At 65.5% G+C, this 24,249-nt stretch carries 20 protein-coding genes and 1 riboswitch; of the genes, 7 read left to right on the forward strand and 13 right to left on the reverse strand.

What is annotated here, in order from left to right; translation table 11 throughout:
* The first annotated feature begins 76 nt into the window (after positions 1-76).
* Complete coding sequence (locus MB901379_RS02990) at positions 77-1,573, forward strand: neutral zinc metallopeptidase (protein WP_158015298.1); 1,497 nt, start codon at positions 77-79, stop codon at positions 1,571-1,573.
* Between the two features lie 297 nt (positions 1,574-1,870).
* On the opposite strand, the gene MB901379_RS02995 is transcribed toward MB901379_RS02990, so the two are convergent.
* Positions 1,871-5,026, reverse strand: coding sequence for an MFS transporter (locus tag MB901379_RS02995; RefSeq protein ID WP_408632330.1), 3,156 nt, complete (start codon positions 5,024-5,026; stop codon positions 1,871-1,873).
* 538 nt (positions 5,027-5,564) lie between these two features.
* Here MB901379_RS02995 and MB901379_RS03000 point away from each other — a divergent pair.
* On the forward strand, positions 5,565-7,073 hold the full coding sequence (locus MB901379_RS03000; protein WP_158015300.1) for an adenylate/guanylate cyclase domain-containing protein: 1,509 nt from the start codon (positions 5,565-5,567) through the stop codon (positions 7,071-7,073).
* A 33-nt stretch (positions 7,074-7,106) separates the two neighbouring features.
* Here the strand turns inward: MB901379_RS03000 and MB901379_RS03005 are convergent, their stop codons facing one another.
* A complete protein-coding gene (locus MB901379_RS03005; RefSeq protein ID WP_158015301.1) occupies positions 7,107-7,421 on the reverse strand; it encodes a hypothetical protein in 315 nt (104 codons plus the stop codon).
* A 46-nt stretch (positions 7,422-7,467) separates the two neighbouring features.
* Positions 7,468-7,692: a hypothetical protein gene (locus tag MB901379_RS03010; RefSeq protein ID WP_158015302.1), complete on the reverse strand. Its 225-nt coding sequence runs from the start codon at positions 7,690-7,692 to the stop codon at positions 7,468-7,470.
* A 130-nt stretch (positions 7,693-7,822) separates the two neighbouring features.
* Here MB901379_RS03010 and MB901379_RS03015 point away from each other — a divergent pair, with 130 nt between their 5' ends.
* Positions 7,823-9,136 carry a TetR/AcrR family transcriptional regulator gene (locus tag MB901379_RS03015; protein WP_408632355.1) on the forward strand — a complete coding sequence of 438 codons (1,314 nt, stop codon included), beginning with the start codon at positions 7,823-7,825 and terminating at the stop codon, positions 9,134-9,136.
* Here the strand turns inward: MB901379_RS03015 and MB901379_RS03020 are convergent.
* The 10 genes from MB901379_RS03020 to MB901379_RS03065 form a co-directional block, all read right to left on the reverse strand.
* Complete coding sequence (locus MB901379_RS03020) at positions 9,039-9,668, reverse strand: alpha/beta hydrolase family protein (protein ID WP_158015304.1); 630 nt, start codon at positions 9,666-9,668, stop codon at positions 9,039-9,041. The two genes, MB901379_RS03015 and MB901379_RS03020, sit on opposite strands and share 98 nt — an antisense overlap.
* Positions 9,665-10,492: a bifunctional hydroxymethylpyrimidine kinase/phosphomethylpyrimidine kinase gene (thiD, locus tag MB901379_RS03025; protein WP_158015305.1), complete on the reverse strand. Its 828-nt coding sequence runs from the start codon at positions 10,490-10,492 to the stop codon at positions 9,665-9,667. Before thiD ends, MB901379_RS03020 begins: the two co-directional genes overlap by 4 nt.
* Complete coding sequence (gene thiC / locus MB901379_RS03030; RefSeq protein WP_158015306.1) at positions 10,489-12,111, reverse strand: phosphomethylpyrimidine synthase ThiC; 1,623 nt, start codon at positions 12,109-12,111, stop codon at positions 10,489-10,491. The genes thiD and thiC overlap by 4 nt, the downstream gene beginning before the upstream one ends.
* A riboswitch (TPP riboswitch) is annotated at positions 12,101-12,210 on the reverse strand. (Overlaps the previous gene by 11 nt.)
* A 63-nt stretch (positions 12,211-12,273) precedes the next feature.
* A complete protein-coding gene (locus MB901379_RS24945) occupies positions 12,274-13,023 on the reverse strand; it encodes a hypothetical protein (protein ID WP_158015307.1) in 750 nt (249 codons plus the stop codon).
* A gap of 301 nt (positions 13,024-13,324) precedes the next feature.
* The gene (locus tag MB901379_RS03040; protein WP_158018900.1) at positions 13,325-13,600 is read right to left on the reverse strand and encodes a hypothetical protein; all 276 of its coding nucleotides are present in this window, start codon (positions 13,598-13,600) and stop codon (positions 13,325-13,327) included.
* Positions 13,601-13,649: 49 nt separating this feature from the next.
* Complete coding sequence (locus MB901379_RS25155; RefSeq protein ID WP_174237070.1) at positions 13,650-18,239, reverse strand: cation-translocating P-type ATPase; 4,590 nt, start codon at positions 18,237-18,239, stop codon at positions 13,650-13,652.
* A gap of 49 nt (positions 18,240-18,288) precedes the next feature.
* Positions 18,289-18,735, reverse strand: coding sequence for a hypothetical protein (locus MB901379_RS03050; RefSeq protein WP_158015309.1), 447 nt, complete (start codon positions 18,733-18,735; stop codon positions 18,289-18,291).
* Between the two features lie 147 nt (positions 18,736-18,882).
* The gene (locus MB901379_RS03055) at positions 18,883-19,698 is read right to left on the reverse strand and encodes an exodeoxyribonuclease III (protein WP_174237071.1); all 816 of its coding nucleotides are present in this window, start codon (positions 19,696-19,698) and stop codon (positions 18,883-18,885) included.
* Between the two features lie 17 nt (positions 19,699-19,715).
* A complete protein-coding gene (locus tag MB901379_RS03060; protein ID WP_158018901.1) occupies positions 19,716-20,624 on the reverse strand; it encodes an N-acetylglutamate synthase, CG3035 family in 909 nt (302 codons plus the stop codon).
* A gap of 2 nt (positions 20,625-20,626) precedes the next feature.
* Positions 20,627-21,220 carry a peptide deformylase gene (locus tag MB901379_RS03065; protein WP_158015311.1) on the reverse strand — a complete coding sequence of 198 codons (594 nt, stop codon included), beginning with the start codon at positions 21,218-21,220 and terminating at the stop codon, positions 20,627-20,629.
* A gap of 249 nt (positions 21,221-21,469) precedes the next feature.
* Here MB901379_RS03065 and MB901379_RS03070 point away from each other — a divergent pair, with 249 nt between their 5' ends.
* The 4 genes from MB901379_RS03070 (at position 21,470) to MB901379_RS03085 (ending at position 24,240) form a co-directional block, all read left to right on the forward strand.
* The gene (locus tag MB901379_RS03070; RefSeq protein ID WP_158015312.1) at positions 21,470-21,778 is read left to right on the forward strand and encodes a DUF3263 domain-containing protein; all 309 of its coding nucleotides are present in this window, start codon (positions 21,470-21,472) and stop codon (positions 21,776-21,778) included.
* Between the two features lie 63 nt (positions 21,779-21,841).
* Positions 21,842-22,318, forward strand: a complete 477-nt coding sequence (locus tag MB901379_RS03075; RefSeq protein ID WP_158015313.1) for a LytR C-terminal domain-containing protein — start codon at positions 21,842-21,844, stop codon at positions 22,316-22,318.
* 73 nt (positions 22,319-22,391) lie between these two features.
* A complete protein-coding gene (gene sodC, locus MB901379_RS03080) occupies positions 22,392-23,108 on the forward strand; it encodes a superoxide dismutase[Cu-Zn] (protein ID WP_158015314.1) in 717 nt (238 codons plus the stop codon).
* Complete coding sequence (locus tag MB901379_RS03085) at positions 23,089-24,240, forward strand: glutamate--cysteine ligase (protein ID WP_158018902.1); 1,152 nt, start codon at positions 23,089-23,091, stop codon at positions 24,238-24,240. The genes sodC and MB901379_RS03085 overlap by 20 nt, the downstream gene beginning before the upstream one ends.
* The last annotated feature ends 9 nt before the right edge of the window (positions 24,241-24,249 follow it).

Genomic DNA, 24,249 nt, shown 5'->3' on the forward strand with positions numbered 1-24,249 from the left:
ACTGGCTGCGCTTCTCCGGATTTACCATAATTACCTTTGTTGCCGCTTTGCAGGCCAGTTGGGACGGGGTGGTCAGATGGGAAACCGCAGGCAGAAAAGTAGTCGGCTGCGGCGGCTGCGTTCGCGGACGCTGGCTGGAGCGCTGCGGGCGGTGACGGTTTGCGTGGGCGCGGTATCTGTGGTGGCCGGGTGCACCACGCTGGTGGACGGCCGCGCGCTGTCGATCCTCAACGATCCATTCCGGGTCGGTGGTCTGCCCGCAACGAATGGGCCGAGCGGTCCCCGTCCGAATGGACCGGCGCCAACCGGCACGGTGATCAACACCAACAACGGAGAGATCGACAAGCTGTCGTTGCTGTCGATCAATGACATTCAGGATTACTGGAAGGACAACTACAACGAGCCCCTGAAGGGCGCGTTCAAGCCCGTCGGCAAATTGGTGTCCTACGATTCCAATGACCCCAACAGTCCGATCGTGTGCCACAACGAGACCTACCAACTCGTCAACGCGTTCTACACGTCTCGCTGCAACTTGATCGCCTGGGACCGTGGGGTATTCATGCCGGTGGCGCAACAGTACTTCGGTGATATTTCGGTAACCGGCGTGCTCGCACACGAGTATGGGCACGCCCTGCAGGTGATGGCGGAGCTGGTAACCAGAAAAGACCCCACCATCGTCCGTGAGCAGCAAGCGGATTGCCTGGCCGGGGTCTATCTGTACTGGGTGGCCGAAGGCAAGTCGTCGCGATTCGAGTTGAGCACCGCCGACGGGCTCGACCATGTCCTTGCCGGGATCATCACCACGCGAGACCCGGTGATGGACTCCGAGACCGAAAACGACGACGAACACGGGTCCGCCCTGGATCGGGTCAGCGCCTTTCAGATGGGATTTCTCAGCGGCACCGCGGCGTGTGCGGAGATCAACAAATCCGAGATCGAGCGGCGCCGTGGTGATCTGCCGACGAGCCTGCGGGTCGATAGCAGCGGCACCGCCGAGACCGGCGAAGTACCGATCAACCAAGACACGCTCAAGACGCTGATGGAGCTGATGGGCAAGATCTTCTCGCCGAAGAATCCGCCGACGCTGTCCTACCAGGCGGCCGGTTGCCCGGACGCCAAACCCAGCCCACCGGCGTCCTACTGCCCGGCCACCAACACCATCACGGTCGACCTGTCCGCCTTGGCGGCGATGGGCAAGGTCGCCGACGAAAACGAACACACCCTGCCGCAGGGCGACGACACCGCGTTGTCGATCGTGATGTCGAGATACGCGCTGGCAATGCAGCACGAACGGGGTCTTGCGATGCAGAGCCCATGGACCGCGTTGCGGACGGCGTGCCTGACCGGTTATGTGCATCGCAAGATGGCCGAGCCCATCGACCTGGAATCCGGTGAGCAACTCGTCCTGACCGCCGGCGATTTGGACGAAGCCGTCGCCGGACTGCTGACCAATCACATGGTCGCCAGTGACGCCGACGGCATCAGCGTGCCGGCCGGGTTTACCCGGATCGCCGCCTTCCGCGCCGGCGTTGGTGGCGACATGGAGGCCTGCTACACGCGGTACCCGGGATAGCGACAGGCGGACGCTGATGCTGTCCGCAGCCCAGTTGGCGGGATGGTCAGTCGTCGACCCGTAGGCCTAGCCAGGATGGCCGGGCGCGCCGTCAAGACCCGCGGGGCCGTCAGTTCCGGGGGTACCGTTCCCGGGAAATTCTGGGCCGCCGGACCGAAGGCTCCGCCGGCCCCCGGCGCCCGCTGGACCCCCGGGAGCGGGAGCGCCGTTGGGGTCTAAGCCAGGCCAGCCGGACACCCAGCGCCAGGGTGCTGCCTGGGAGTGGCAACATTTGCGGTGGTGCGACGAGCGGCGATGTCAGCTCGGCGCTCTGGAGTACGTGCGGGTGCGCACATTTCCGTTGACGGCGCCATTGGTGATCCCGGGCGCTGCGGAACCCAGCAGCGAAATGATGCGGGGCAGCGCCGCCCGAGCCGCGAGGCGCCCGGCCTCGCGGGCCGCGTCGATCTGGTGGAACTCGAGGAGTCCGACGGCGCGGGTATCGGGCCGTATCACGGCAAGAGCCTGAGCCTGTGCGGCGTCGGCCACGGTGCGGCTGCCCATCATCATCGTGCGCATCAAGGTGTCGCCGATGCCGGGCACATGCAGTGGTCCGCTAGGTCGGGCCGGGCCACCGGACGGATTGCCGCCAAACCCGACGCTCACCGCAACCACCGGGCCGTCGGCGCTTCCGAGCGCGGCGACGGGCAGGTTGTCCAGCACGCCGCCATCGACATGAAGTTGGCCGTTGTAGACCTGGGGCGGATAGAGCCCGGGCACCCTTAGGGAACACCCAACGACATCGGCGACCGGCCCCCGGCGGTGCACCACGGGCTGACGGGCAAGCAAATCGACACTGACGCAGCGGAATTCCTTCGGCAGTTCCTCGACCAAACGTCCGGAATAGGCTTCGCGCAATAGAGCCATCGTTCGCCGGCCACGAACCAACCCCTTGCTTGGCAGCGTGTAGTCGCCGAGCGGGTTGTGCCGGACGAGGTATTCGTATACGTGCGCGTCCACACCTGCCGCGTCTAGGCCGCTGGCCGCCAGCGCGGCAATCACAGCGCCCATGCTGGTGCCGGCGAACCGGTCGACGACGATCCCGGCGGCCTCCAGCTCGTCGAGAACCCCAAGGTGAGCGAATGCGCGCGCGCCTCCGCCGCCGAGCACCAGTCCAATCGAGGCGCCGGTGATTCGTGCGGCGAGTGGGCGCACGTCGTCTCGCAGGCTTCGATAGCCGACCGTTTGAACCGAGCGCGGTGAGATCAGCTCTTCCCACTGTCGTCGGTCCTCCTGGTCGGCAGGAGCGCCGATCAGCACGAGGTCGGCACCCGCCGCGCGCGCCGGCAGCTGCGCACCCCGAGGTGCCGGCCCCTCGGACACCAGAACGATCCGATCCGCGGCGCGCAGGCAGAAATTCCGCCAGCTGGCGTCGGTGGCGCTCGCGTGTAGTACCACCTTGTCCGCGGTCGCCTCCGCACGTTCCAGTCCGTAGCGGTCGACGCGACCGGGATTGATTGCACGCACCCGCGCCGAGAGCGCGTCCAGCAGTGCCTGGGCCACCGCCCGCACCGGCACGGCCGGACTCAGGCCGATTACTGCGATCACCACCTCGGGCGATGCTGGCCGGGCAATGGTAGGCGGTGGCGCGGTGTGTAGCCGAGTCGCCAGCGTGCCCACCAGCGCCGCCAACACGCTGCGGTCGGCGATCTCATCGAACTGGGACTTGCTGAGCCGCACCAGCACCGAGTCGCGCATGGCCTGGACAGATGCCGAGCGGGGCGCGTCGATCAGCAGTCCGAGTTCGCCGACGACTTCGCCACGACCCAGTTCTCTGATCACGATGTTGTCCTGCAGCACCCGCAGGCGGCCGCTGCGCACCACGTAGAGAGCATCCGATGGATCACCCGCGTGAAAGAGATACGAGCCCGCTTCCAGCTCTACCTCATCGGTTTGGTGCCTGAGCCGGGCCAGAGCGGCCGGGGCCAGTCCGGCGAACAGTGGCAATTGCCTGAGCAGATCGCCTTGCCCGGTCGTCCGCACCGTCTGATCGGTTGGTGCGATCATCGGTGGTTTCGCGATCCGCGGCGCGACGGGGTTTCGGGTGACTTCGGGTTCGGGTGCATCGGCCGGGCCCTCGTCGCCGCGGGTCCGGCCCAGCAGCATGCCTAAGATTGCGACCGCGATGAAGCACACCGCGGCCATGACCCAGCCGTGCCGGAGCGCTTCGACGCCTGTTCCCGGGGCCGGCTTCCCGATCAGGATCACCAAGATCGCTACGCCGATCACCGCGCCGAGCTGGCGAGTGGTGCTGACCACGGCCGAAGCCGTGGCGTAGCTGCCACCTTTTGCCAACTTGGCCAGCGCGGCGCTACCCAGCACCGGCAGCGTCGCGCCCACTCCGATTCCTTGCAGCAGCTGGCCGGGCAGCCAGGCGCCCAGGAAGTCGGGTTCGGTACCCACCCGCTGCAGGTACCAGCCCAGGCTCCCGGCCCAGATGAGCGCGCCGGCGGTGACGATTATCCGATGTCCGTAGCGGTCGGCGATGCGGCCAAGCACGGCCGCGACCACGGCGGCCACCAGTGCGGCCGGCGCAATCGCGAAACCCGCCTTGAGTAGCGAGTAGTGCCACACGTAGTTGAGATAGAGCACGTGAGTTAGTACGTAGCAGTAGAAGCCGGCGGCAGCCACGAGCGTCAGCAGGTTGCCCGACACGAACGACCGGACACGCAGGAACGCGGGCTCGACCAGCGGCGCAGGATGCGACCGCGAACTGGCCACGAACCCGATCAGCGCAACCGAGCTGGCAACGAACGATCCGACGGTTCCCGGGGTTACCCAGCCCCAATCCGGGCCTTTGACCAATCCGAGGGTCAGCAGACCCAGCGCTGCGCCGAGCAGCATCGCGCCCCGCAGGTCGGGTACCCGCCGCCGCCCCGACGCACGACTTTCGGTGAGCACGCGCCCGGCAACCAGCACCGCAGCGATGCCGAGCGGAATGTTTACCAGAAACACCAACCGCCAATTGGCCGCCTCGACCAGCATCCCGCCGACAGGTGGGCCCAAGCCGGACGCGACGGCCGCGGCCGCTCCCCAAAGCCCGACAGCGTGCGCCCGGTGCGACGCGTCGAAACCCTCGACGACCAGGGCGAGCGACGCCGGCACCAGCACCGCCGCCCCGATGCCCTGCAGCAACCTGAAGCCCACCAACTGCTCGACATCGGCGGCAACCGCGCACAACCCAGACGAGATGGTGAAGATGACCACGCCGAATATGAACGTTCGCTTGCGGCCGAGCACGTCGGCCAATCGCCCCGCCGCGACGAGGAACGCCGCAAAGACGATGTTGTAGCCGTTGAGGATCCAGGACAGGCTGCTGATGTCGTAGGACGGGAACGACCTCTGGATGTCCGGGAAGGCGATGTTAACGATCGTGGAGTCGAGAAACGCCAGGAATGCCCCGAAAGACGCCACCAGCAACACAGCCGTCGAGGATGGTTGGCGGCGGCGAGTGAGTGCCGCATAGCCCGGTCGGGTTGGCGACGAAAGGTGTGTTCGTACCGGTGTTCCACCGGCGCTCGTACGGTGTCGGGGCTGGACTTTATCTGCCGTCAACGTCGGTGCACTTGGTATCTTGACTTCTCCACCCGATACTGCGAGACCAGTCGTCGAGCTAATCAATTTCGCCATTGTCGCCATTCACCTCGTGTCTTTCGTGAATCGGACTGGGTGGATGATAGTCTACGTTTAACGACGTTAGTTTGGGCATTTTTATACAATTCTCAAATTCTTTGTTTGTTGAATTGTCTTGCCGGCCAATGTGATTACCAAAAGTGGCGGCAACACTCGATTCGAGTAATTCACCCAATCGGGAATTAAAAATTCACCGAAGTGAGAATTAAAAACCTTTGCTTCCGCTGGAATTTGGCTCACGGTGAACGTATTCTGCGCAGCAACTAATGAGGGTGGCTGCGATCGAGTGGGAACCCCAACGGGCCGTAGGGAGCGTGTGATGCACGTGCACGGTTTTTGCCAAGAAGGCGCCCAGCTGGCCGCAGGGCCGGCGCGCCGCGGGGATACGGACAACGGGTCGGCAGCTCTCAATAGCCAGCAGCCTGCGCGACTTCTGGTGGTTGACGACGGAGAGGGGGTCGAAGCGCTGTTCAGGGGCCGTTTTCGCAAGGAGCTGCGGCGCGGGGAGTATGAATTGAGCTTCTCGAAGGACCCGGTCCAGGCGCTGCAAATCGTCGGTAATAGCCCCGATATCGAGGTTCTTGTCACCAACCTCAACATGCCGCAAATGAACGGCCTCGACTTACTCACGGAGGTCGCCAAGCTCGGACGCCCGCTGAAAACGATCGTGCTTACCGCCTGCAACGACCTAGCGAACATACGAGCGGCAATGATGCGCGGCGCCTTTGACTTTCAGCTGACACCGCTTGATCTCGAGGATCTGCGAGTCACGATCTCCAAGGCCGTCACCATCGTGCGGGAACTACAAGCGGGCGAGGCAGCCCACCAGCGTGCCTTGGAGTTGGCGGACCAAAATCGCCGGGTAGAAAATATCTTCGGCCGCTATGTGAGCGAAGAGGTGAAGACGCATCTGCTGGCATGTCCCGAAGGGCACCAGAACAGTGAACGGCGCACGCTCACAATGCTGATGGCCGACATCCGCGGCTTTACTCGATTGTCGGAGATCCTTTCACCGGAGCGAGCGCTGCAGGTGCTCAACGCCTACCTCGAGCGCGCGACCGATGTCGTCCTCCGTTGGAACGGAACGATAAACGAAATCCTCGGTGACGGCCTATTGGTTTTCTTCGGCGTACCCAACAGCGATGGCGAAGCCGCGGAGCATGCGGTCGCGGCCGCCCTCGAGTTGCAGCTGGCCATGGATGAACTCAACGTCAGCCACCGCGAACGTGGACTGCCCGAACTGGGGATCGGCATCGGTGTGCATACCGGCGAGGCGGTGGTCGGCACCATTGGTTCACCGCGGCGGCAAAAGTACACGGCGATCGGCAAGAACGTAAATCTGGTTGCCCGGATCGAGTCAAATACCGTCGGGGGACAGGTGCTGGTCTCGCAGTCGACACATCGCGAGATCTGCCACATCTCACAGACATCGGGGACCTTCAAGGTGCGCGTCAAAGGACTCACCGAGCCTATCGACGTCTATGACATCCGAGGCTTGGGCGGCAAATACGACCTCCACCTCCCCATCGTCAACCGGTCGGTGACACACCTTGCCGTGCCCAGGCCGATTGGCATCGCGGTCATCAAGAACAAGATCATCGGCGCCGTGCATCCGGCGGAAGTGACCGGCACCGGCGAGGAGGCCGTCCAGATTCGCACCGACACGGAGATCTCGCCGTTCAGCGATCTCGTCTTGGACGTCTCGGGTGCGCAAGTGTTCGCGAAGGCCATCGAGTGTAGTTTCCGGGACGGTGTTTACGACGTGGTTGCGGTGTATACCTCGGTTGCCGACGACGTGCGGCGCGCGCTGGCCCCGAAGGCGAGCTAGTAGCCGTCGGACCTGCGGTGTGCGTGGCGGTTGCTAAACGGCCTGCTCCTGCTGTTGGCCGCTGTGCACCCAGGCCACCAGAAATCCAGCGACCAGCAACCATCCGCAGGCAACGGCCGGTATTGCCCAGGCGCGCCGAACGAGCACCGCGGTGTCGCAGCGCGTGATGAGATCGGCGCCGTTGGACTGGACGGCCTGGGTCAGATCGGAATTCAAGCCATTGCCACAGGTGATTTTGACGCCGTAAACGTCGTATTGATCCAGGTAGACCGGAAAAAATAGGGCCGCCAGCCCGATCACCGCCAACAACAGGCCGGCGATCCCGATGTACCTTTGCCGACGACTCACGGTTGCAGCCTCCCGATGTGAATACCCAATGTAGCTGTCCAGTTGCTCATGTCATGCACACGTCCGCGAACAGCAGGACGGGCCACGACACGATCGATCCCAGGTAGGACACCGCCAGATCGATACCGTGCAGCCGGTCCAGATGGTCGGTGTGCGTTGTCGACCAAACGGTTCCAACCAGCAGATATGGTGTGCCCAACGCTAAACCGGCCACTATCAGTTGGCCGACCGAAAACTGGTAGCTCAGCACCCTACGAGCCATTGCCAACATGTTTCGGTCCCTCCAGCCAGGGCGTTGAGGATCCCCCAGACTCGCCATTATGTTAATGCAGATTCTGGCTGACTGGTAGACCGCGGTAGGTTTCGGACAGGCCCATCCGGGCTACAGTGGGGCGGTGACGATCGCTAGCCCGGGGACCGGCGTTTCTGCTGATCCGGTAGCCGGCGTCCGGCGGCGGCCCAAGGACCGCAAAGCCCAAATTGCCCGCGCGGCCGCCGAGGCGTTCAGCGCGCAGGGCTATCACGCGGTCAGCATGGAAAACATCGCGGCGAAAGTGGGGGTCTCGGCGCCCGCGTTGTACCGCCACTACAGCGGCAAATATGACCTCTTCCGCGGTGCGGTCTTGGATCTGGGGCAGCAATTGGTCGACTGCACGCAAGTAAAGACGGAAGCGGAGGAGGCCAACGATCCGTCGGCGATGCTGGATCGGCTGGTTACCGCACTCGTTGACACAACCCTGGACAACCGGGTATCCGGCGGCCTGTACCGCTGGCAGGCTCGCTATCTCCGGGCCGAAGACCAGGCGGTGCTGGCCGCTCAATTGAAATTGGTGAATCGGCGAATTCAAGAGCCGCTCAAGGTGATTCGGCCGTCGCTGCGACCCGTTCAGCGGTGGATGCTGTCGGCGGGGGTGCTCAGCGTTATCGGCAGCATCGTCGACCACCCCGGGCGGCTGCCGGCCGATGTGATTCGTGCGCTGCTGGGTCAGGCGGCCGCGGCGATCCTTGCTGCGGACCTTCCCGAGCCGGGAAATGTCGCCCCGCGGCGGGCATCGTGGCGCATCTTCGCCGAAGATGCCGGCGTCTACGAAACCTTGCTGCACGCGTCGATGGCATTGTTCAAAGACCGTGGTTATGCCGAAACCAGCATGGCGCAGATCGCCTCGGCCGCTGGTGTACCGGTTTCGGGAATCTACCGGTACTTCTCCGGCAAGTGCGAGATCCTGGCGACCGGATTGCGGCGGGCGGCCGACCGCGTCTCCGGACAGCTTTCGCCGATCCTTAGTACCCTCACCGAGCCCCGCCAGGCATTGACACTGCTGATCGACGCCTACGTGGCAACTTCGTTCGCCAATCCTGAACTAGCGGCGGTCTATTTCACCGAACGGGTCAATCTGACGCCCGCTGACCAAATGTTGCTGCGCAACGTGCAGTTGTCGACGATCGATTCGTGGGTGCGGCTGCTGACCTCGGTGCGCCCGTCGCTGACCCCGATGCAAGCGCGGTACCTGGTGCAGGCCGCCATGGCGCTGGTCGTCGATCTGGGCCGGATGGTGCGGCTGAACGACTCGGCGGAGTCGGATTACGTGCAGGCGTGCGTGCGACAGCTCATGGAACTCACGCTGTTTGGTTCCCCAACAGGCGCAGTGCCGCGTCGACCGCGAGAGCGGGGACGTCGACCGTCTTCGAACCCAAATCGTGTCTCGCGCCGCTAATCTCGACGATCTCGGTCGGTGCGGCCAGCAGCGCCGCGGCAGCGTGCACCTCTGCGAGCGTGCCGAACGGATCGGACGTTCCATGAGTGAACACCGTAGGCGCCGTGATGTCCGGTAGATGCTGGGTGCGGGTGCGTTCTGGCTTACCCGGTGGATGGACCGGATAGGAGAACAAGGTCAGGACGCGTACCGGAACCTGGTGGGCGGCCACCGCCATGGAGGTCAACCGGCCACCGTAGGAGTGTCCGCCCGCGATCAACGGACCGTCAACAAGCCCGCGGCACAACTCGAGCGCCTCGACAATGCCTGCTTGGTCACTTGCCGCCGAGCCAGATGGTGGGCCTTTGGGGCGACGCCGGCGGTAGGGCAGGTTGTATCGGACCGCCAGCCAGCCGCGCCGCGCCCATTCGTCACAAATACGTTGCAGTAGTGGGGATTCCTTGCTACCACCCGCGCCATGGGTCAGTACCGCCACTCCGGCGGGGGCACCATCGGGCCGGTGCGCGACCCCCGCAATCTGATCGAGGTTCACGACAACCTAAACAGGGGCGAGACCGGGCCGTGGCCACGACCCAGCGGATATGCGGCGCGTAGACATTCGGTGACCCATTGTTTTCCGAATCCGACCGCGTCCGGCACGCTGAACCCGTGCGCCAGGGCGCAGGCGACCGCGGCGGCCAAGGTGTCGCCGCCACCGTGATCGTTGCCGGTGGGCATCCTCGGGGCGTCGAACTCGTGGAAGTCCGAGCCGTCGAAGAGCAGATCGCAGCTGTGCTCTGAAGATCGCAGGTGTCCGCCCTTGACCAGCACCCACCGGGGACCCAACGCGTGCAAGGCCTTCGCGGCCGCACGCTGAGATTCGCTGTCTACCACCGCAATGTCGACGAGCAGACGCACCTCGTCGAGGTTGGGTGTGACCACTGTGGCCAACGGGAACAGTTGGTCGCGAAGCGAATCCAGGGCCGATGGTGCCAATAGCGGGTCGCCGTGCATGGACGCGCACACCGGATCGACCACAAGGGGCACGGTCAATTCAAGTCGCCGCCAGGTTGCCGCCACGGTGGAAACGATCGCCGACGACGCCAGCATCCCGGTCTTGGCGGCCTGAATACCGATATCGGAAACTACGGCTTCCATCTGACCGGCTACGACCTCGTCGGGTACCACATGAAAACTTTTGACGCCCAACGTGTTCTGCACTGTGACGGCGGTGATCGCAACGCAGGCATGGGCGCCCAGCATCGTCATGGTGCGCATGTCCGCTTGAACGCCCGCACCACCTCCCGAGTCCGACCCGGCGATCGTGAGCACCCGCCGAGGTGTGCTTCCCGGAGGTGGCAGCGGCAGCCGGTTCACTGCGTGATCGGCAGGTACACCCGGTTGCCCTGCTCGGCGAACTCGCGCGACTTTTCCTGCATCGCTGCTTCGATGGCTTCCTCGCTATCGAGCCCGTGCTGCGCCGCGTAGTCGCGGACATCCTGAGTGATACGCATCGAGCAGAACTTTGGTCCGCACATCGAGCAGAAGTGGGCGCTTTTGGCCGGTTCGGCGGGCAACGTCTCGTCATGGAATTCCCGGGCGGTGTCGGGATCCAACGACAAGGCAAACTGATCGTTCCAGCGGAATTCGAAGCGAGCCGTCGACAATGCGTCATCTCGTTGTTGGGCGCGCGGATGGCCTTTGGCCAAGTCGGCTGCGTGCGCAGCGATCTTGTAGGCGATCACCCCGTCCTTGACATCTTTGCGATCGGGTAGCCCGAGGTGTTCCTTCGGGGTGACGTAACACAGCATGGCGGTACCGGCCTGGGCGATGATGGCAGCCCCGATCGCGGAGGTGATGTGGTCATAAGCCGGCGCGATGTCGGTGGCCAGCGGGCCCAGCGTATAGAACGGTGCTTCCTCGCACAGTTCCTCCTCCAGTCGCACGTTCTCGACGATTTTGTGCATCGGAACGTGCCCCGGTCCTTCGATCATGACTTGTGCGCCATGGGCTTTGGCGATCTTGGTCAGCTCGCCCAGGGTCCGCAGCTCGGCGAACTGCGCGGCATCGTTGGCATCGGCGATCGATCCCGGCCGCAGACCGTCGCCCAGGGAGAAGGTGACGTCGTAGCGCGCCAGGATCTCGCAGAGTTCGTCAAAGTTGGTGTACAAGAACGATTCCTGATGGTGCGCTAGACACCAGGCCGCCATGATCGACCCGCCTCGGCTGACGATGCCGGTGACCCGCTTTGCGGTCAACGGCACGTACCGCAGCAGCACCCCGGCGTGCACGGTCATGTAGTCCACGCCCTGCTCGCACTGTTCGATCACGGTGTCGCGGTAGAGCTCCCAGGTCAACAGCGTCGGATCGCCCTTGACCTTCTCCAGCGCCTGGTAGATCGGGACGGTGCCGACCGGAACCGGCGAATTGCGCAGGATCCATTCGCGGGTTTCGTGGATGTTGTTGCCGGTGGACAGGTCCATGATGGTGTCTGCGCCCCAGCGGGTAGCCCACACCATCTTGTCGACCTCCTCGGCGATCGACGATGTCACCGCCGAATTGCCCAGGTTGGCGTTGACCTTGACCGCAAACGCCTTGCCGATGATCATCGGCTCGCTCTCGGGGTGGTTGTGGTTGGCCGGGATCACGGCCCGGCCCAGGGCCACCTCGTCGCGCACCAACTCGGCGGGCATGCCTTCCCGGGCGGCGATGAATGCCATCTCCGCGGTGATCTCGCCGGCCCGGGCGCGCTGCAGCTGGGTGCCGCGGTCACTGACCACCCCGGGCCGCGGTGTGAGGCCGGATTTGAGGTCGATCACCGCGTCCGGGTCGGTGTAAGGCCCGGAGGTGTCGTAGAGGTCGAAGTGGTCTCCGGTGGATAGGTGTACCCGCCGGAACGGGACGTGTGCACCGGGGAATCCGTCGACGGGTCGGTAGATCTTGCTGCTACCCGCGATAGGCCCGGTGGTGACGGAAGGTTCGATAGTGACGGTCATTTCATCTCCCTACGCCGGCATTACCCGGTCAGGTTCCTACGGTCGACGGCCCCAGCCGTCCTCTCAGCGCTCTCGGCGTGCGCTCCCGCGTGGTTTTATTCGGCCGCCTCCCACGCTAGCGCAGCGGAGCCGCGGTGTGCAGAGGCGGCGCGGCTGTCGGAGTTAGCCGTGTCCGCCGGACGTGCCCGCGGTGCCGAACAACAGCCCACGAGCGCCTCCGTTACCGCCGTCCGAGCCTGGCTTGGGGCCGGCGGGGCCTCCGACACCGCCGGCCCCGCCGGCCCCGCCGTCACCGCCATTGCCCAGTAGCCCGGTGTCGCCGCCCTCGCCTCCGTAGCCGCCTTGCCCGCCGAACAAGCCGCCGCCGCCGGCCCGACCCGGCCCGCCAGCTCCACCGTTGCCGAATAGGACTGCGCCGTGACCGCCGTTCCCGCCGGTGCCGCCGCCCCCGCCGATGCCGCCGATCCCGCCGGCAGCACCGGTTCCGCCGGCACCGCCGATCCCGCCAAAGCCGATAATCTTGGCGTCACCGCCGAAGCCGCCCCAGCCGCCGGATCCGCCGTTGGCGGGTGCGTCGATGGTGGCGCCATCATCTCCACCGTTCCCGCCGGCGCCCCCATTACCGATCATTCCGCTCAGACCGCCGCAACCGCCGTTGCCGCCGCTGCCTCCGCTGCCGACCGTGGACGCACCTCCGGCACCGCCATCACCGCCGGCGCCGCCATTGCCCCAGAAGAACCCTCCGTGGCCGCCGTCGCCGCCTGGTCCACCGTTGGCTCCGGTGGCGCTGGCCATCGCGCTGGCGCCGCCGTCGCCCAATAGGCCAGCGCTGCCACCGGCTCCGCCCGCACCGCCGGGCCCGTTGGTGGAGGCACCAATCCCACCGGTCCCGCCGGCCCCGCCGTTGCCCAACAGCTCGCACCGCCTGCCGCGCCTCGGTGAGTGACTGTGGACGCGGCCAACGTGCGTAACTGTCTCGCGCGGGTGTTGGGCAGACCCTGGAAATTCGTTGAATCCGCTGCTACCGCCCGTTTTGACGCCGGGACGTCGCGGAGCCAGCCGGCTCAACACCGAAAGTCGGGGGCGAGACTGCTGCGATCGCACCGGCATCCCGACGACCCCGCCGAGGCCCAGTACCTCCTCGACTGCGGTGGGTCCGGTACGTCGCGATCCAGCCGACCCGACCCCGCCCTTTCCGCGCCGCGATGACTGGCTAGGCCTCCTCCATCGCCTCGCCGAGCTCCTCCAGCAACCGATTGTGATGGTTGTTCGCCAGCAGGTGCCCGGCGGCAATGACCGCAGCGATCGGCCAGTCGATGAGTTCGAAGGCCGCCAGGGCGGCCAGACCGCCGAAGTAGGCCAGCTGCTCGGGCCGCGGTACTTCCAGCCGACCCAACATCGGCAGATTCACCACAAACGTTTCGGCTTCTTTTATTCTTGCTACGGCGTCACGCTGGGATGTTGCCCGGCGCGCCTGCTTTTCCACCATCATTTGCCTTTCAGTAACGAAGGGTTTGCCGCTAAGCAGGGTGGTGCGGTCACCGTCTGAAGTATGTCGAGGACCGACGCCCTGGCCGATCCCCTAATTTCGTCGTTTGCTGCGTTGCTGACCGTGCCCTTGCGGGAGCTTTACGCCCTGTTGTGGCGCGTCGGCGTCGTGGAGATTGTGGAGTGCGAAACTGCACCTGGTGCGATGCGGCTGGCATGCTCGTGTCGGGCGGCTGAGGGATCGGTGGTTCCGGTCGCTCATCACGATTATCCAGAATACGGTCCACCACAGCCATCGCGGCGGTCGCGGCCGCGGCAGCTCCCAGGGCCTGCGCCCACCCGACCGGGCCGATCGGGGTACAACCGAGCAGTTGGCTAATCACCGGAACGCTGATCAAGGTCCCCATCGCGGCCAGTGAGCCGAACGCGGTCAGAACAACCAGCCAGTCATGCGAATCCAGCAGGGTCTGACCCAGCTGCGCTGTGACCAATGCGACTAGCCCCACCGTGGCGGCGCGCCGCGGTAGCCCAGTGACACCAGCCATCATCCACGCCGCGGTGGCTGCCGCGGCGGTGGTTGTTCCGCGGACCCCAACCGCTCGCCACAGCGCACGCTGATCAGGGCCGCGGGCGTCGGGATCTGCCTGGCCGCGCGGCTTGCTGACCGCCAGCGCGGCCGCCGGCAGCGCATCGGTCAGCATGTTCACCAGTAACAGCTGCCGGGTGTTCAGCGGTGACGTCCCGGTGATTGCACTGCCAATGATGGCGAACGCCACCTCGCCGGCATTGCCGCCCAGCAGGACCGACACCGCGGCCTGCACCCGCTGCCACAGCTCACGCCCTTCCAGGATCGATGGAAGCAGCGATTCGATGCGACCGTCGACCAACACCATGTCTGCGGCCACCCGGGCGGGGTCACTGCCATGCGAGACCACACCGATACCCACGGTGGCGGCGCGTATCGCAGCGGCGTCGTTGGAGCCGTCGCCTACCATGGCGCACACCCGTCCGCTGCGTTCCAGCGTCTGTACGATCTGCACCTTGTTCTCGGGCGACATGCGGGCGAAGATGATCCGCTCAGCGACCGCCCGCTCCTGGTCTTTGCGAGACAGGGCATCCCATTCGGCGCCGCTGATGATCTGATCGGCCCGCACCGGAATGCCCAACTCCTGTGCGATGGCAGTGGCGGTAATCGGGTGATCGCCAGTAATCAAGCGCACGTCGAGCCCGTGGTCGCGCAGGTCCGTGAGCAGACCGGCCGCCGCGGCGCGTGGGGTGTCGGACAACCCGAGGAACCCCACCAGCGACAGGCCGTCGTGGCAGAAGTCAGCGATGTCGTCGGGGTCGTCGAGAACCTCTCGAGACTGGTCCGGGTTCAGCTGGCGCCGCGCCACGGCGATCACGCGCAGTCCCTTGGAAGCCAGATCGGCGACCGTGCGGTCCAAGCTCGAGTCCTCGGCTGCGCATGCAGCCAACACCACCTCAGGCGCGCCCTTGACGCTTAGGTCGGTGCCGGACACCGAGGCGGAGAACGACCTACCCGATCGGAACGGAAGGTGCGCGTCCGGTTGGTCCGCACGGGCGGGCGATGCCGATGACGCCGCCTCGACGATGGCGACATCGGTGGCGTGCACCTGTGGGCCGCCGTTGGTTGCCGGGGTCGCGTGCACCGCCCAGCGCAGAACGTCTTCGGCCGAACACCCGGGAGCCGGGGCCACTTCTGCCACCCGTAGCCGGTTTTCGCTGAGCGTTCCGGTCTTGTCGAAGCAGACCATGTCGACACGACCGAGTGCCTCCACCGAACGGGGGATGCGGACCAGGGCGCCAAAGTGGGTCAGCCGGCGCGCCGAGGCTTGTTGCGCCAGTGTCGCCACCAGAGGCATGCCCTCCGGGACCGCGGCCACTGTGACGGCAATACCGCTGGCCACTGCCTGGCGTAGGCCTTGGCGTCGCAACAATCCGAGCCCGGTCACCGCGGCACCGCCGATCATGCTGATCGGCCACGCGCGGTTGGTCAGCTGACTGAGCTGGTACTGCAAACCGACGTTGGACAGGTCGGCCGACACCAAGTCGGCGGCGCGGCGTTCCTGCGTGTCGGCGCCGACGGCGGTCACCACCGCAATCACTGTTCCGGCGACGACGGTCGTGCCGGCGTACAGCATGCAGTGCCGTTCGGCCAATTCCGCGCCCGGGGTGGCTTCGACCTGCTTGGTTACCGACAGTGATTCGCCGGTGAGCGCGGATTCGTCCACCTCGACATCGATTTCCTCGATCACCCGGGCATCGGCGGGGACCACCTCGTGGGTGCGCACCTCGATGACATCGCCGGGTTGAAGTTGCTCGGCGATGATGTCCGTATAGATCGGTTGTCCGTCCGGATCGGTCGCCACCTTTCGGGCGGGCGGCACCTGCAGCGCCAGCAGACGGTTGAGCCGGCTCTCGGCACGGAGTCGTTGGGTGGCCGCGAGGATGGAGTTTCCGGTCAGCACCGATCCGACCATCACCGCATCTACGGGGGAACCCAGAACCGCGCTTGCGGTGGCGCCCAACGCCAGCATTGGGGTCAGCGGGTCGGACAATTCCGCGCGTACGGCGCCGAAGAGCTGCGCGATCGCCCGCATGGGTGCCGCGGTGAGTTGTACGCCATGCCTGGCGGTTTGAATGCCTCCGGCCATGGCGCGGGTGGCGAAGGTCGAGTGGTGTGGTAGCCCGGGTGCCTGGTCACCCGGTGACGGCAAGAGCTCGCGCACTTGCTCGACGGACATGGTGTGCCACTCGTGGAAGGCGGCCGGTCGAGGTGGTTGCGCACCGACAACCTTGCGCGCCAGCAGGTAGCCCGAAAGTAGGCCGGCGGCCGCGCCGGTGGTCACCGGGCCGGGACCAAGTCCACGAACACCCGGAAGCATCAACAAGGCGCCCAAAGCCGAAGCACCACCGGATATTTCAATACCACGTCGACGCGCGTCGCGGGCCGCCGGAATCGCATGCATGATCCTCCAGGCAGCCGCGAGGTCGGGCAGCAGCACATCGGCGTGCCAGGGTGGGGCGGCGCCATCCCGGGGCAGCATGCCCAACGCAACGTCGGCCGCTGCGATCGCTTGTCCGCAGACCGATGACAACACCGCGACGGTGCGGCCCGCCTTTTTCAGCACGACCACCGCATCGCTGAGGGCGTCATCGATGGATCCCGTTGGCCCGCCGTTAGCTAGCGGGCGGACGTCGTCGAATGCGGGCCGCAGCTCGCCGAGCGACTCGACATCGACCGACACCAGATCGGCTCCGCTGCGACGGGCCGCAGCGACAACGGCCGAGGCAAATGGATCGTGCGCGGGCAGAACCAGTGCGGAGACTTGAGAATCGTTGGCGCGGGCGGGTATTCCATTTATCGGATGCCAGCCCGGATGCCAACCATTGTGGTCCAGAAGAAGTTGGGCCCGGTTCCACGCTTCGGAGAGTCGGTCCTCCTCGGCGCCGCGAATGCGGGCCACCCGCAAATTGTCGGTGCACAGCACCCTGGGGTCGATGACGATCGCATCCACCTTGTCGAGGCAACGCAGGCTCTCCGGACGCAACGGCAGTACCCCATGCCGTTCGGCCAGTCCCTGCCCAAGCACAGCCGCGAATGCCTCCGGCGTGGTTCGGCTGGCCTTCGGCGTAGCCACCAGAGCGGCGGTCGCGGCAGCATCCATATTGCGGGTGCTCAGACCAACTAGTCCGGCGCTGACGGTCTGGATGTGCGCGAACCGATCGGCGTGGCGCGCCACGGCTCGGGCGGGTGCGGCTTTCGGCGGCGGCAACCCCGACGGGGGGTCGATCGGTGGTTGGTCGGCGTGCTCGGCCAATTGTGGTTCGCGGTGTCGCCAGGCGCGCAACGCCGCGCGGCATTCTGCGGCTTTGAGGGTCTGCATCGCCAGGCCCACCGACAGCGACGCCGGGGCCTGGGTGACGGTTTCGGCGGCGGCGACGGCTAGGGTCAGAACCGTATCCGTGGCAGGGCCGCCGATGCGGTCCTCCAGCAGGCCGCGCAGTCGGGGCTGGTAGTCGACGGCCACCACTCCGGCGAGCACGCTGATCGGCAATCGCGGCCAGCGCAAGGCTCGTCCGGCGAGCGCCAGCCCAAGGCCGGCGGCGTTGGCCGCCAAGCTGACCGCTCGCGTCGCTAGAACCACACCGTCACCGGGCAGACTGGGTGCGGCGACGGGCCGACGAGATTCTTGGGTTGAGCGATAACGGTTTTCGGTGTTCTCGACCATTCGACACAGATCTCGCAGCGAGGCGTCCCGACCGTGGACGCCGACCACGACGCGAGACAGCGGATAGTTCAGACAGGCAGTCGCGACTCCAGGGTGGGCCCGTATTGCTTCGAGCACCATGGGTCCGAGCTCGCCGTCGAGGTCGCGGACTTCGATCCAGGCACGGCCGTCACCTCGCCAACAATGCCGGCTGAGCGTTTCGCGGGAAACGCCGGAAGCCGCCTTTGCTCCTTCGCGCAGCGGTGCGGTGCCAGCCTGGAAACACATCCTGGTGGCCCAGCCTGCCGCCTTGCCCACGGTTCCGGCGGCGCCCGCCGCGGTCATGGCCGATGCTGTGGTGAGGGCGGTGGTCGCCTGGACACCCGCGGCAAGCGTGCGCAGCGGCAGCGACCGTGTTATGGATTTGGCAATGGTCAATGGGTGCTCAACACCGCCATCAATTGGTGCTGCGCAAATCGGCGGCGCCTGCACGACGGCCCGCCGTCTTCTTCGCTGGTGTCTTGCGGGGTGTCTTCGCGGGCTCGGCTTCTTGCGGCTCGGCCTTGGTGGGTACCGGGGTCAGTTTGGTCTTCACCGGCGGTGCGCTCATTTCGGGCTTCTGGTTCATCCGCCGCAGCACTAGCGCGCCGCCGCCGACGGCCAACAGAATTGGCCATTCGACGATGCCGGCGACGCCCAGCGCTCCGATAGCCAGCGCGGCGGCCGGAGTCGACTTGGTGCCGGAGCTTAGTCCGCGCTGAACGCCCTCCGCGGCGCCCTTCACCCCACCGACAACACCATTGACCGCCGCGCCTCCTATCGCGCCCGCCGCCGCCGTGGTCGCCGTGGCGGCCTGACTCACCGTCCGACCAACGTTGCGCAACGCTCCGCCGACGAATCCCATAATGGCTCCCTGCCTTGTCGCTGGTTAGGTATATCTAGGCCGCACGCTCACAGCAACAACAAAAGCTGTTCTCAGCATGTGTCAATGAAAAGCCTGCCACGTTATAAACGCGTAGACAACGAATGGTGACCGGAAAGTGTCTTCGGGTCACCGAACCGACCGGTCCAGCAGATCGACGAAAACCGGCGCGTGATCACTGGGCGCCTTACCTTTGCGCTCGTCGCGCACGATCTGCGCGTCGACCACACGGCTGGCCAATGGCGGTGAGCCGAGGATGAAGTCGATGCGCATTCCTTGCTTCTTCGGAAACCGTAGTTGCGTGTAATCCCAATACGTGTACACACCGGGCCCGGGGGCGAAAGGCCTTACCAGATCTGCGAAATGCGCATCCACAATAGCGTTGAACGCCGTGCGTTCCGGCCCGGAGACGTGCGTGGCCCCGGCATAGAATTCGGTGCTCCAGACGTCTTCGTCAGTCGGTGCGATGTTCCAATCGCCGGCCAGAGCAATCGAAGCAGCGGGGTCGCGGCGAAGCCAGCCTTCGGCCGTATTCTTTAGCGCAGCAAGCCAATCCAACTTGTAGGCATAGTGTGGATCGTCCACTGCACGACCATTGGGCACGTAGAGGCTCCATACCCGCACGCCGCCGCAGGTGGCGCCCAACGCGCGCGCCTCTGCCGTCGCGGCTACCTCCGGCTTGCTAGTCCAGGTGGGTTGGCCGTCGAAGCCGACCTGGACATCGTCGATCCCGACGCGGGATGCAATCGCCACCCCGTTCCACTGGTTGAAGCCCACGTGCGCCACCTCGTAGCCAAGTTCGAACAGCGGGAGGGCGGGGAATTGGCTGTCGGTGCACTTCGTCTCTTGGATGGCCAGCACGTCGACGTCAGCACGCGCGAGCCAATCGAGGACGCGGTTCAGACGGGTGCGAATCGAATTCACGTTCCACGTAGCCAGCCGCACGACGCCATCGGGCATGGCTAGAGGCTATCGGGTGGCCGAACATAGCGGCGGCGATGATGCAGCCGGAACCCAAGGCTCTCGGCCGGTTCGGCGCCGGCATCGGGCATGCCCAGGTAGCCGCGGGTGGCTCCGCGTCGAGCGCCCCAGCTCAACAGCGCCTCGTACAACCGTGCGGCCGGGCCGGACCCCGAGTTCTCATTGATCGTGTGCACCGCCGACAACCCCACCCAACGGGTGCCGTCGGGCGCATCGGTGACGGCCGCGCGTGCGACCGCCGCTCCTGGGTAGGTGCCGAATGCGAGTTCGCCGTCGACGACGGCGGTGAGCGCGTCGACGAGAGCCCCTTGTTTGTCGTGGCGTTGGTGGTGATCGAAGAGCCCTAACCAGGCGTCGTCGGGGTGCGGCGATAGCGCGATCGAGCGGTCGGCTTCCGCGGCGCGCAGATCGCGCACGTCACGCACCATGACCCGTTCTGTGCGTTCGCCCGCACCGCCGGTCGGCTGTGGCAGGAGCCGATCGGGGATGGTCAGCAGGGGGGTCACGTTGCGCTGTGCGAACCAGTCGAGGATCGCCGGGATGTCACTGATCGTGGCTGAAATATCCAGTGGCACTGCTGAATCGGTGCCGTAGCCGGTCCGTAGCAGCCAGCCGTCCAGCCAGGTCCGTTCGACGCCCGGCCAACCCGCGGCCGCGGCGTGTTCGAGAGCCCGGATCTCGGCAGTGCGTACCGGCGCGTCGGTCAGTACCCGCAGCGCCACCACGTCGACGGATGCGAATTCGACGACCGCGCCGGTCTTCGTTCGAACCCGCACTGTGGGGGTGACCGCCAGCAGCTGTCCGACCGCGTCGGTCAGCGGGGGGACGGACCCGGCGGGCCGGCGGTAGCGAACCGTCACCCGCGTACCGAGGTCCGGCCACGACACCATCATCAGTGACCGAACGGATCGGGTCCCTCGCCGGGTAACCAGGACAGGCCCGGGACACCCCAGCCGTGCGATTTCACGGCCCGCTTCGCGCCGCGGGCGTGCCGGCCGATGAGGCAGTCCAGGTAGAGAAATCCGTCCAGGTGTCCCGTTTCGTGCTGCAGCATGCGGGCGAACAGACCCGTGCCTTCAATGTCGACCGGGTTGCCCTCGGCGTCGAGCCCAGTGACTCGCGCCCACTTGGCCCGCCCGGTGGGGAAAGACTCGCCGGGCACCGACAGACAACCTTCGTCGTCGTGGTCCGGGTCGGGCATGGTTTCGGGAATTTCGGAGGTTTCGAGCATCGGATTGATTACCACGCCTCGGCGGTGGGCGGCCAGGCCGCGATCCTCGGCGCAGTCGTAGACAAATACCCGCAGTCCGACCCCGATCTGATTGGCGGCCAGGCCGACGCCGTGCGCGGCATCCATGGTGTCGTACATGGTGGTGATCAGCTCAGGCAGATCGGATGGCAGTGATCCGTCCTCGCCAACGGGGACCGGCTTGGTCGGAGTGTGTAGGACCGGATCGCCCACGATGCGTATTGGTACGACTGCCATGGTCGGCTAGCTTAGGCGCGCCGACGATCCCGCCGCAGGGCGGCGGGAGCAGAAGGCCGATAGGGTTGAGCGCCGACCCCGATCTGCGGACCTGTCGCAAGGCAATTCGCCCCAAATCGGCCGACTCGCGGGTCAGGGTTACCGGGCAACAGTTCCCGGCGTGGTTCAATATTCGCCGGAACTGCCCCTTTGTAGGTCAACTATTACGAGCTGATTGAGTATTCGCCGGAAGGGTCCAGGGGAAGCTATATGGACGGCGCCATGGCGCGGGCAAATCGAGTGGGGGACGACTCCGAGGTCGCCGATGGGCTGACCCGTCGCGAGCACGACATACTGGCTTTCGAACGCCAGTGGTGGAAGTTCGCGGGCGTTAAGGAAGAAGCCATCAAAGAGTTGTTCTCGATGTCGGCTACGCGGTACTACCAGGTGCTTAATGCGTTGGTGGATCGGCCGGAGGCATTGGCCGCCGACCCGATGTTGGTGAAGAGACTTAGGCGGTTGCGTGCCAGCCGTCAGAAGGCGCGCGCGGCGCGGCGCCTCGGCTTCGAGGTGACCTGACACCCGTTCGTTTTCACACGTGCGTTTGCAGCTTCTGGCCCTCCCGTGGCTACAGTGGGCTCGATGAATGAGCGTGTACCCGACTCTTCTGGGCTTCCCCTGCGGGCCATGGTGATGGTGCTGCTGTTCCTGGGCGTCATCTTCTTGCTGCTGGGCTGGCAAGCTCTGGGCTCGTCCGGACAATCCGATGATGACTCGTCCTCGATAGCCAGCATGACGACCGCCACCACCACGTCGCCAACCTCGACTAGCACCAAACCGCCTGCGGCGCAGGCCGAGGTGCGTGTGTACAACATCTCCGGCGAAGAAGGCATTGCCGGGCGCGCCGCAGACCAGCTCAAGGCGGCCGGTTTCAATGTGACTGAAGTCACCAATCTCGCGGTCTCGGAGGTCGCGGTCACCACTGTCTACTACGGCGACGGCGAGGGCGAGCGGGCCACCGCGGACGCCGTTGGCGCAAAGCTGGGGGCCCCGGTCGAGCGCCGGATCGCCGAAATATCCGATCAGCCACCCGGTGTCATCGTCTTGGTGACCGGCTGAGGTTGACGCGACATCGACACCGTCGTTTCGAACCCGTTCAATGGGTTTCGGGTCGCCAAGCTAGGCTCTCGCTATGCCTAAGCACGCCGGTCATCGCAATGTCGCTGCTGTCAGTTTGTCCGCCCTATCCGCGGCCGCTTGCGTCGCGCTGGTGAGCGCGTGCTCGTCGCCGCAACACGCCTCGACGACGCCGGGCACCACGCCGTCGGTCTGGACCGGATCACCCGCGCCGTCCGGAATGGCGGGTGACGAGGGCGCGACATCGGGTTCGCAAGGTCTGATCAGCCAGCTGCGGGCGCCCGACGGCACTCAGGTGGCAACGGCGAAGTTCGAGTTCGCCAATGGATACGCGACCATCACGATTCAGACAACCACCAGCGGCCGCCTTGCGCCCGGCTTCCACGGAGTACACATCCACAAGGTGGGCAAGTGTGAGCCGAACTCGGTGGCCCCGACGGGCGGTGCGCCCGGCGACTTTCTGTCCGCCGGGGGGCATTTGCAGGTGCCCGGACATTCCGTGGCCGCAAACTCCAATGGTGACCTGACGTCGCTGCAGGTTCGCGCTGACGGTAGCGGGATGCTGGTCACCACGACCGACGCATTCACCATGGACGATCTGCTGACCGGGCAGAAAACCGCGATCATCATTCACGCCGGTGCGGATAACTTCGGCAACATTCCGACCGATCGCTATAGCCAGGCCAACGGCACGCCCGGCCCCGACCAGACCACACTGACCACCGGTGACGCCGGTAAGCGGGTGGCGTGCGGTGTCATCGGTTCCGGCTAGCTCGCCGGCCGGACGGGCGGCATCCCGGATCGATTTTGCTCGTTCACCGGGCTCGACGGTGGGCGTGGAATGGGAGTTTGCTCTCGTCGATGCGCACAGCCGCGATCTGAGCAACGAGGCGACTGCAGTCATCGCCGAAATCGGCGAAAACCCGCGTGTGCACAAAGAACTGCTGCGCAACACCGTCGAAGTGGTCAGCGGTGTCTGTACCTGCGCGGGGGAGGCCATGGAGGATTTGCGGAATACCCTGGGGCCTGCGCGGCGCATCGTCCGCGACCGCGGCATGGAATTGTTCTGTGCGGGCACCCATCCGTTCGCGCAATGGTCCACCCAGAAGCTCACCGATGCGCCGCGCTACGCCGAGCTGATCAAGCGGACCCAATGGTGGGGCCGTCAGATGTTGATTTGGGGCGTCCACGTCCATGTCGGCATCTCCTCGGCGAACAAGGTGATGCCGATCATTTCCGCACTGCTCAACTACTATCCCCACCTGTTGGCTTTGTCGGCGTCGTCGCCCTGGTGGGGCGGCGATGACACCGGGTATGCCAGCAACAGGGCGATGATGTTCCAGCAGTTGCCTACCGCCGGGTTGCCGTTTCAGTTTCAGACGTGGACGGAGTTCGAAGGCTTCGTGTACGACCAGAAGAAGACCGGCATCATCGATCATATGAACGAAATCCGTTGGGATATAAGGCCTTCGCCGCATCTGGGCACCATTGAGATCCGGGTGTGCGACGGGGTTTCCAACTTGCGCGAGCTGGGCGCGTTGGTCGCGCTGATGCATTGTCTGGTGGTCGACCTGGACCGCCGGCTCGACGCAGGCGAGATGTTACCGACCATGCCTCCCTGGCATGTCCAGGAAAACAAGTGGCGGGCGGCGCGTTACGGACTGGATGCGGTGATAATCCTGGACGCCGACAGCAACGAGCGATTGGTTACCGATCACCTCGACGATGTGCTGACCAGGCTGGAGCCGGTAGCCAGATCGTTGAGTTGTGTCGACGAGCTGGCGGCGGTGGCCGACATTCCCCGCGTGGGTGCCTCCTATCAACGGCAGCGGCGGGTGGCCGAGGAACACGACGGCGACTTGCGCGCGGTTGTCGACGCGCTGGTGGGCGAGCTGGACATCTAGCGAGCGCTG

Source organism: Mycobacterium basiliense (genome assembly GCF_900292015.1).
Classification (GTDB): Bacteria; Actinomycetota; Actinomycetes; order Mycobacteriales; family Mycobacteriaceae; genus Mycobacterium; species Mycobacterium basiliense.

Bases quoted from the DNA above. Each gene is read 5' to 3' on its own strand.
- MB901379_RS02990 (WP_158015298.1), top strand. From the start codon at position 77: ATGGGAAACCGCAGGCAGAAAAGTAGTCGGCTGCGGCGGCTGCGTTCG.
- MB901379_RS03000 (WP_158015300.1), top strand. From the start codon at position 5,565: ATGCACGTGCACGGTTTTTGCCAAGAAGGCGCCCAGCTGGCCGCAGGG.
- MB901379_RS03010 (WP_158015302.1), bottom strand. From the start codon at position 7,692: ATGTTGGCAATGGCTCGTAGGGTGCTGAGCTACCAGTTTTCGGTCGGC.
- thiC (WP_158015306.1), bottom strand. From the start codon at position 12,111: ATGACCGTCACTATCGAACCTTCCGTCACCACCGGGCCTATCGCGGGT.
- MB901379_RS03040 (WP_158018900.1), bottom strand. From the start codon at position 13,600: ATGGTGGAAAAGCAGGCGCGCCGGGCAACATCCCAGCGTGACGCCGTA.
- MB901379_RS03050 (WP_158015309.1), bottom strand. From the start codon at position 18,735: ATGGGATTCGTCGGCGGAGCGTTGCGCAACGTTGGTCGGACGGTGAGT.
- MB901379_RS03060 (WP_158018901.1), bottom strand. From the start codon at position 20,624: ATGGTGTCGTGGCCGGACCTCGGTACGCGGGTGACGGTTCGCTACCGC.
- MB901379_RS03065 (WP_158015311.1), bottom strand. From the start codon at position 21,220: ATGGCAGTCGTACCAATACGCATCGTGGGCGATCCGGTCCTACACACT.
- MB901379_RS03070 (WP_158015312.1), top strand. From the start codon at position 21,470: ATGGACGGCGCCATGGCGCGGGCAAATCGAGTGGGGGACGACTCCGAG.
- MB901379_RS03075 (WP_158015313.1), top strand. From the start codon at position 21,842: ATGAATGAGCGTGTACCCGACTCTTCTGGGCTTCCCCTGCGGGCCATG.
- sodC (WP_158015314.1), top strand. From the start codon at position 22,392: ATGCCTAAGCACGCCGGTCATCGCAATGTCGCTGCTGTCAGTTTGTCC.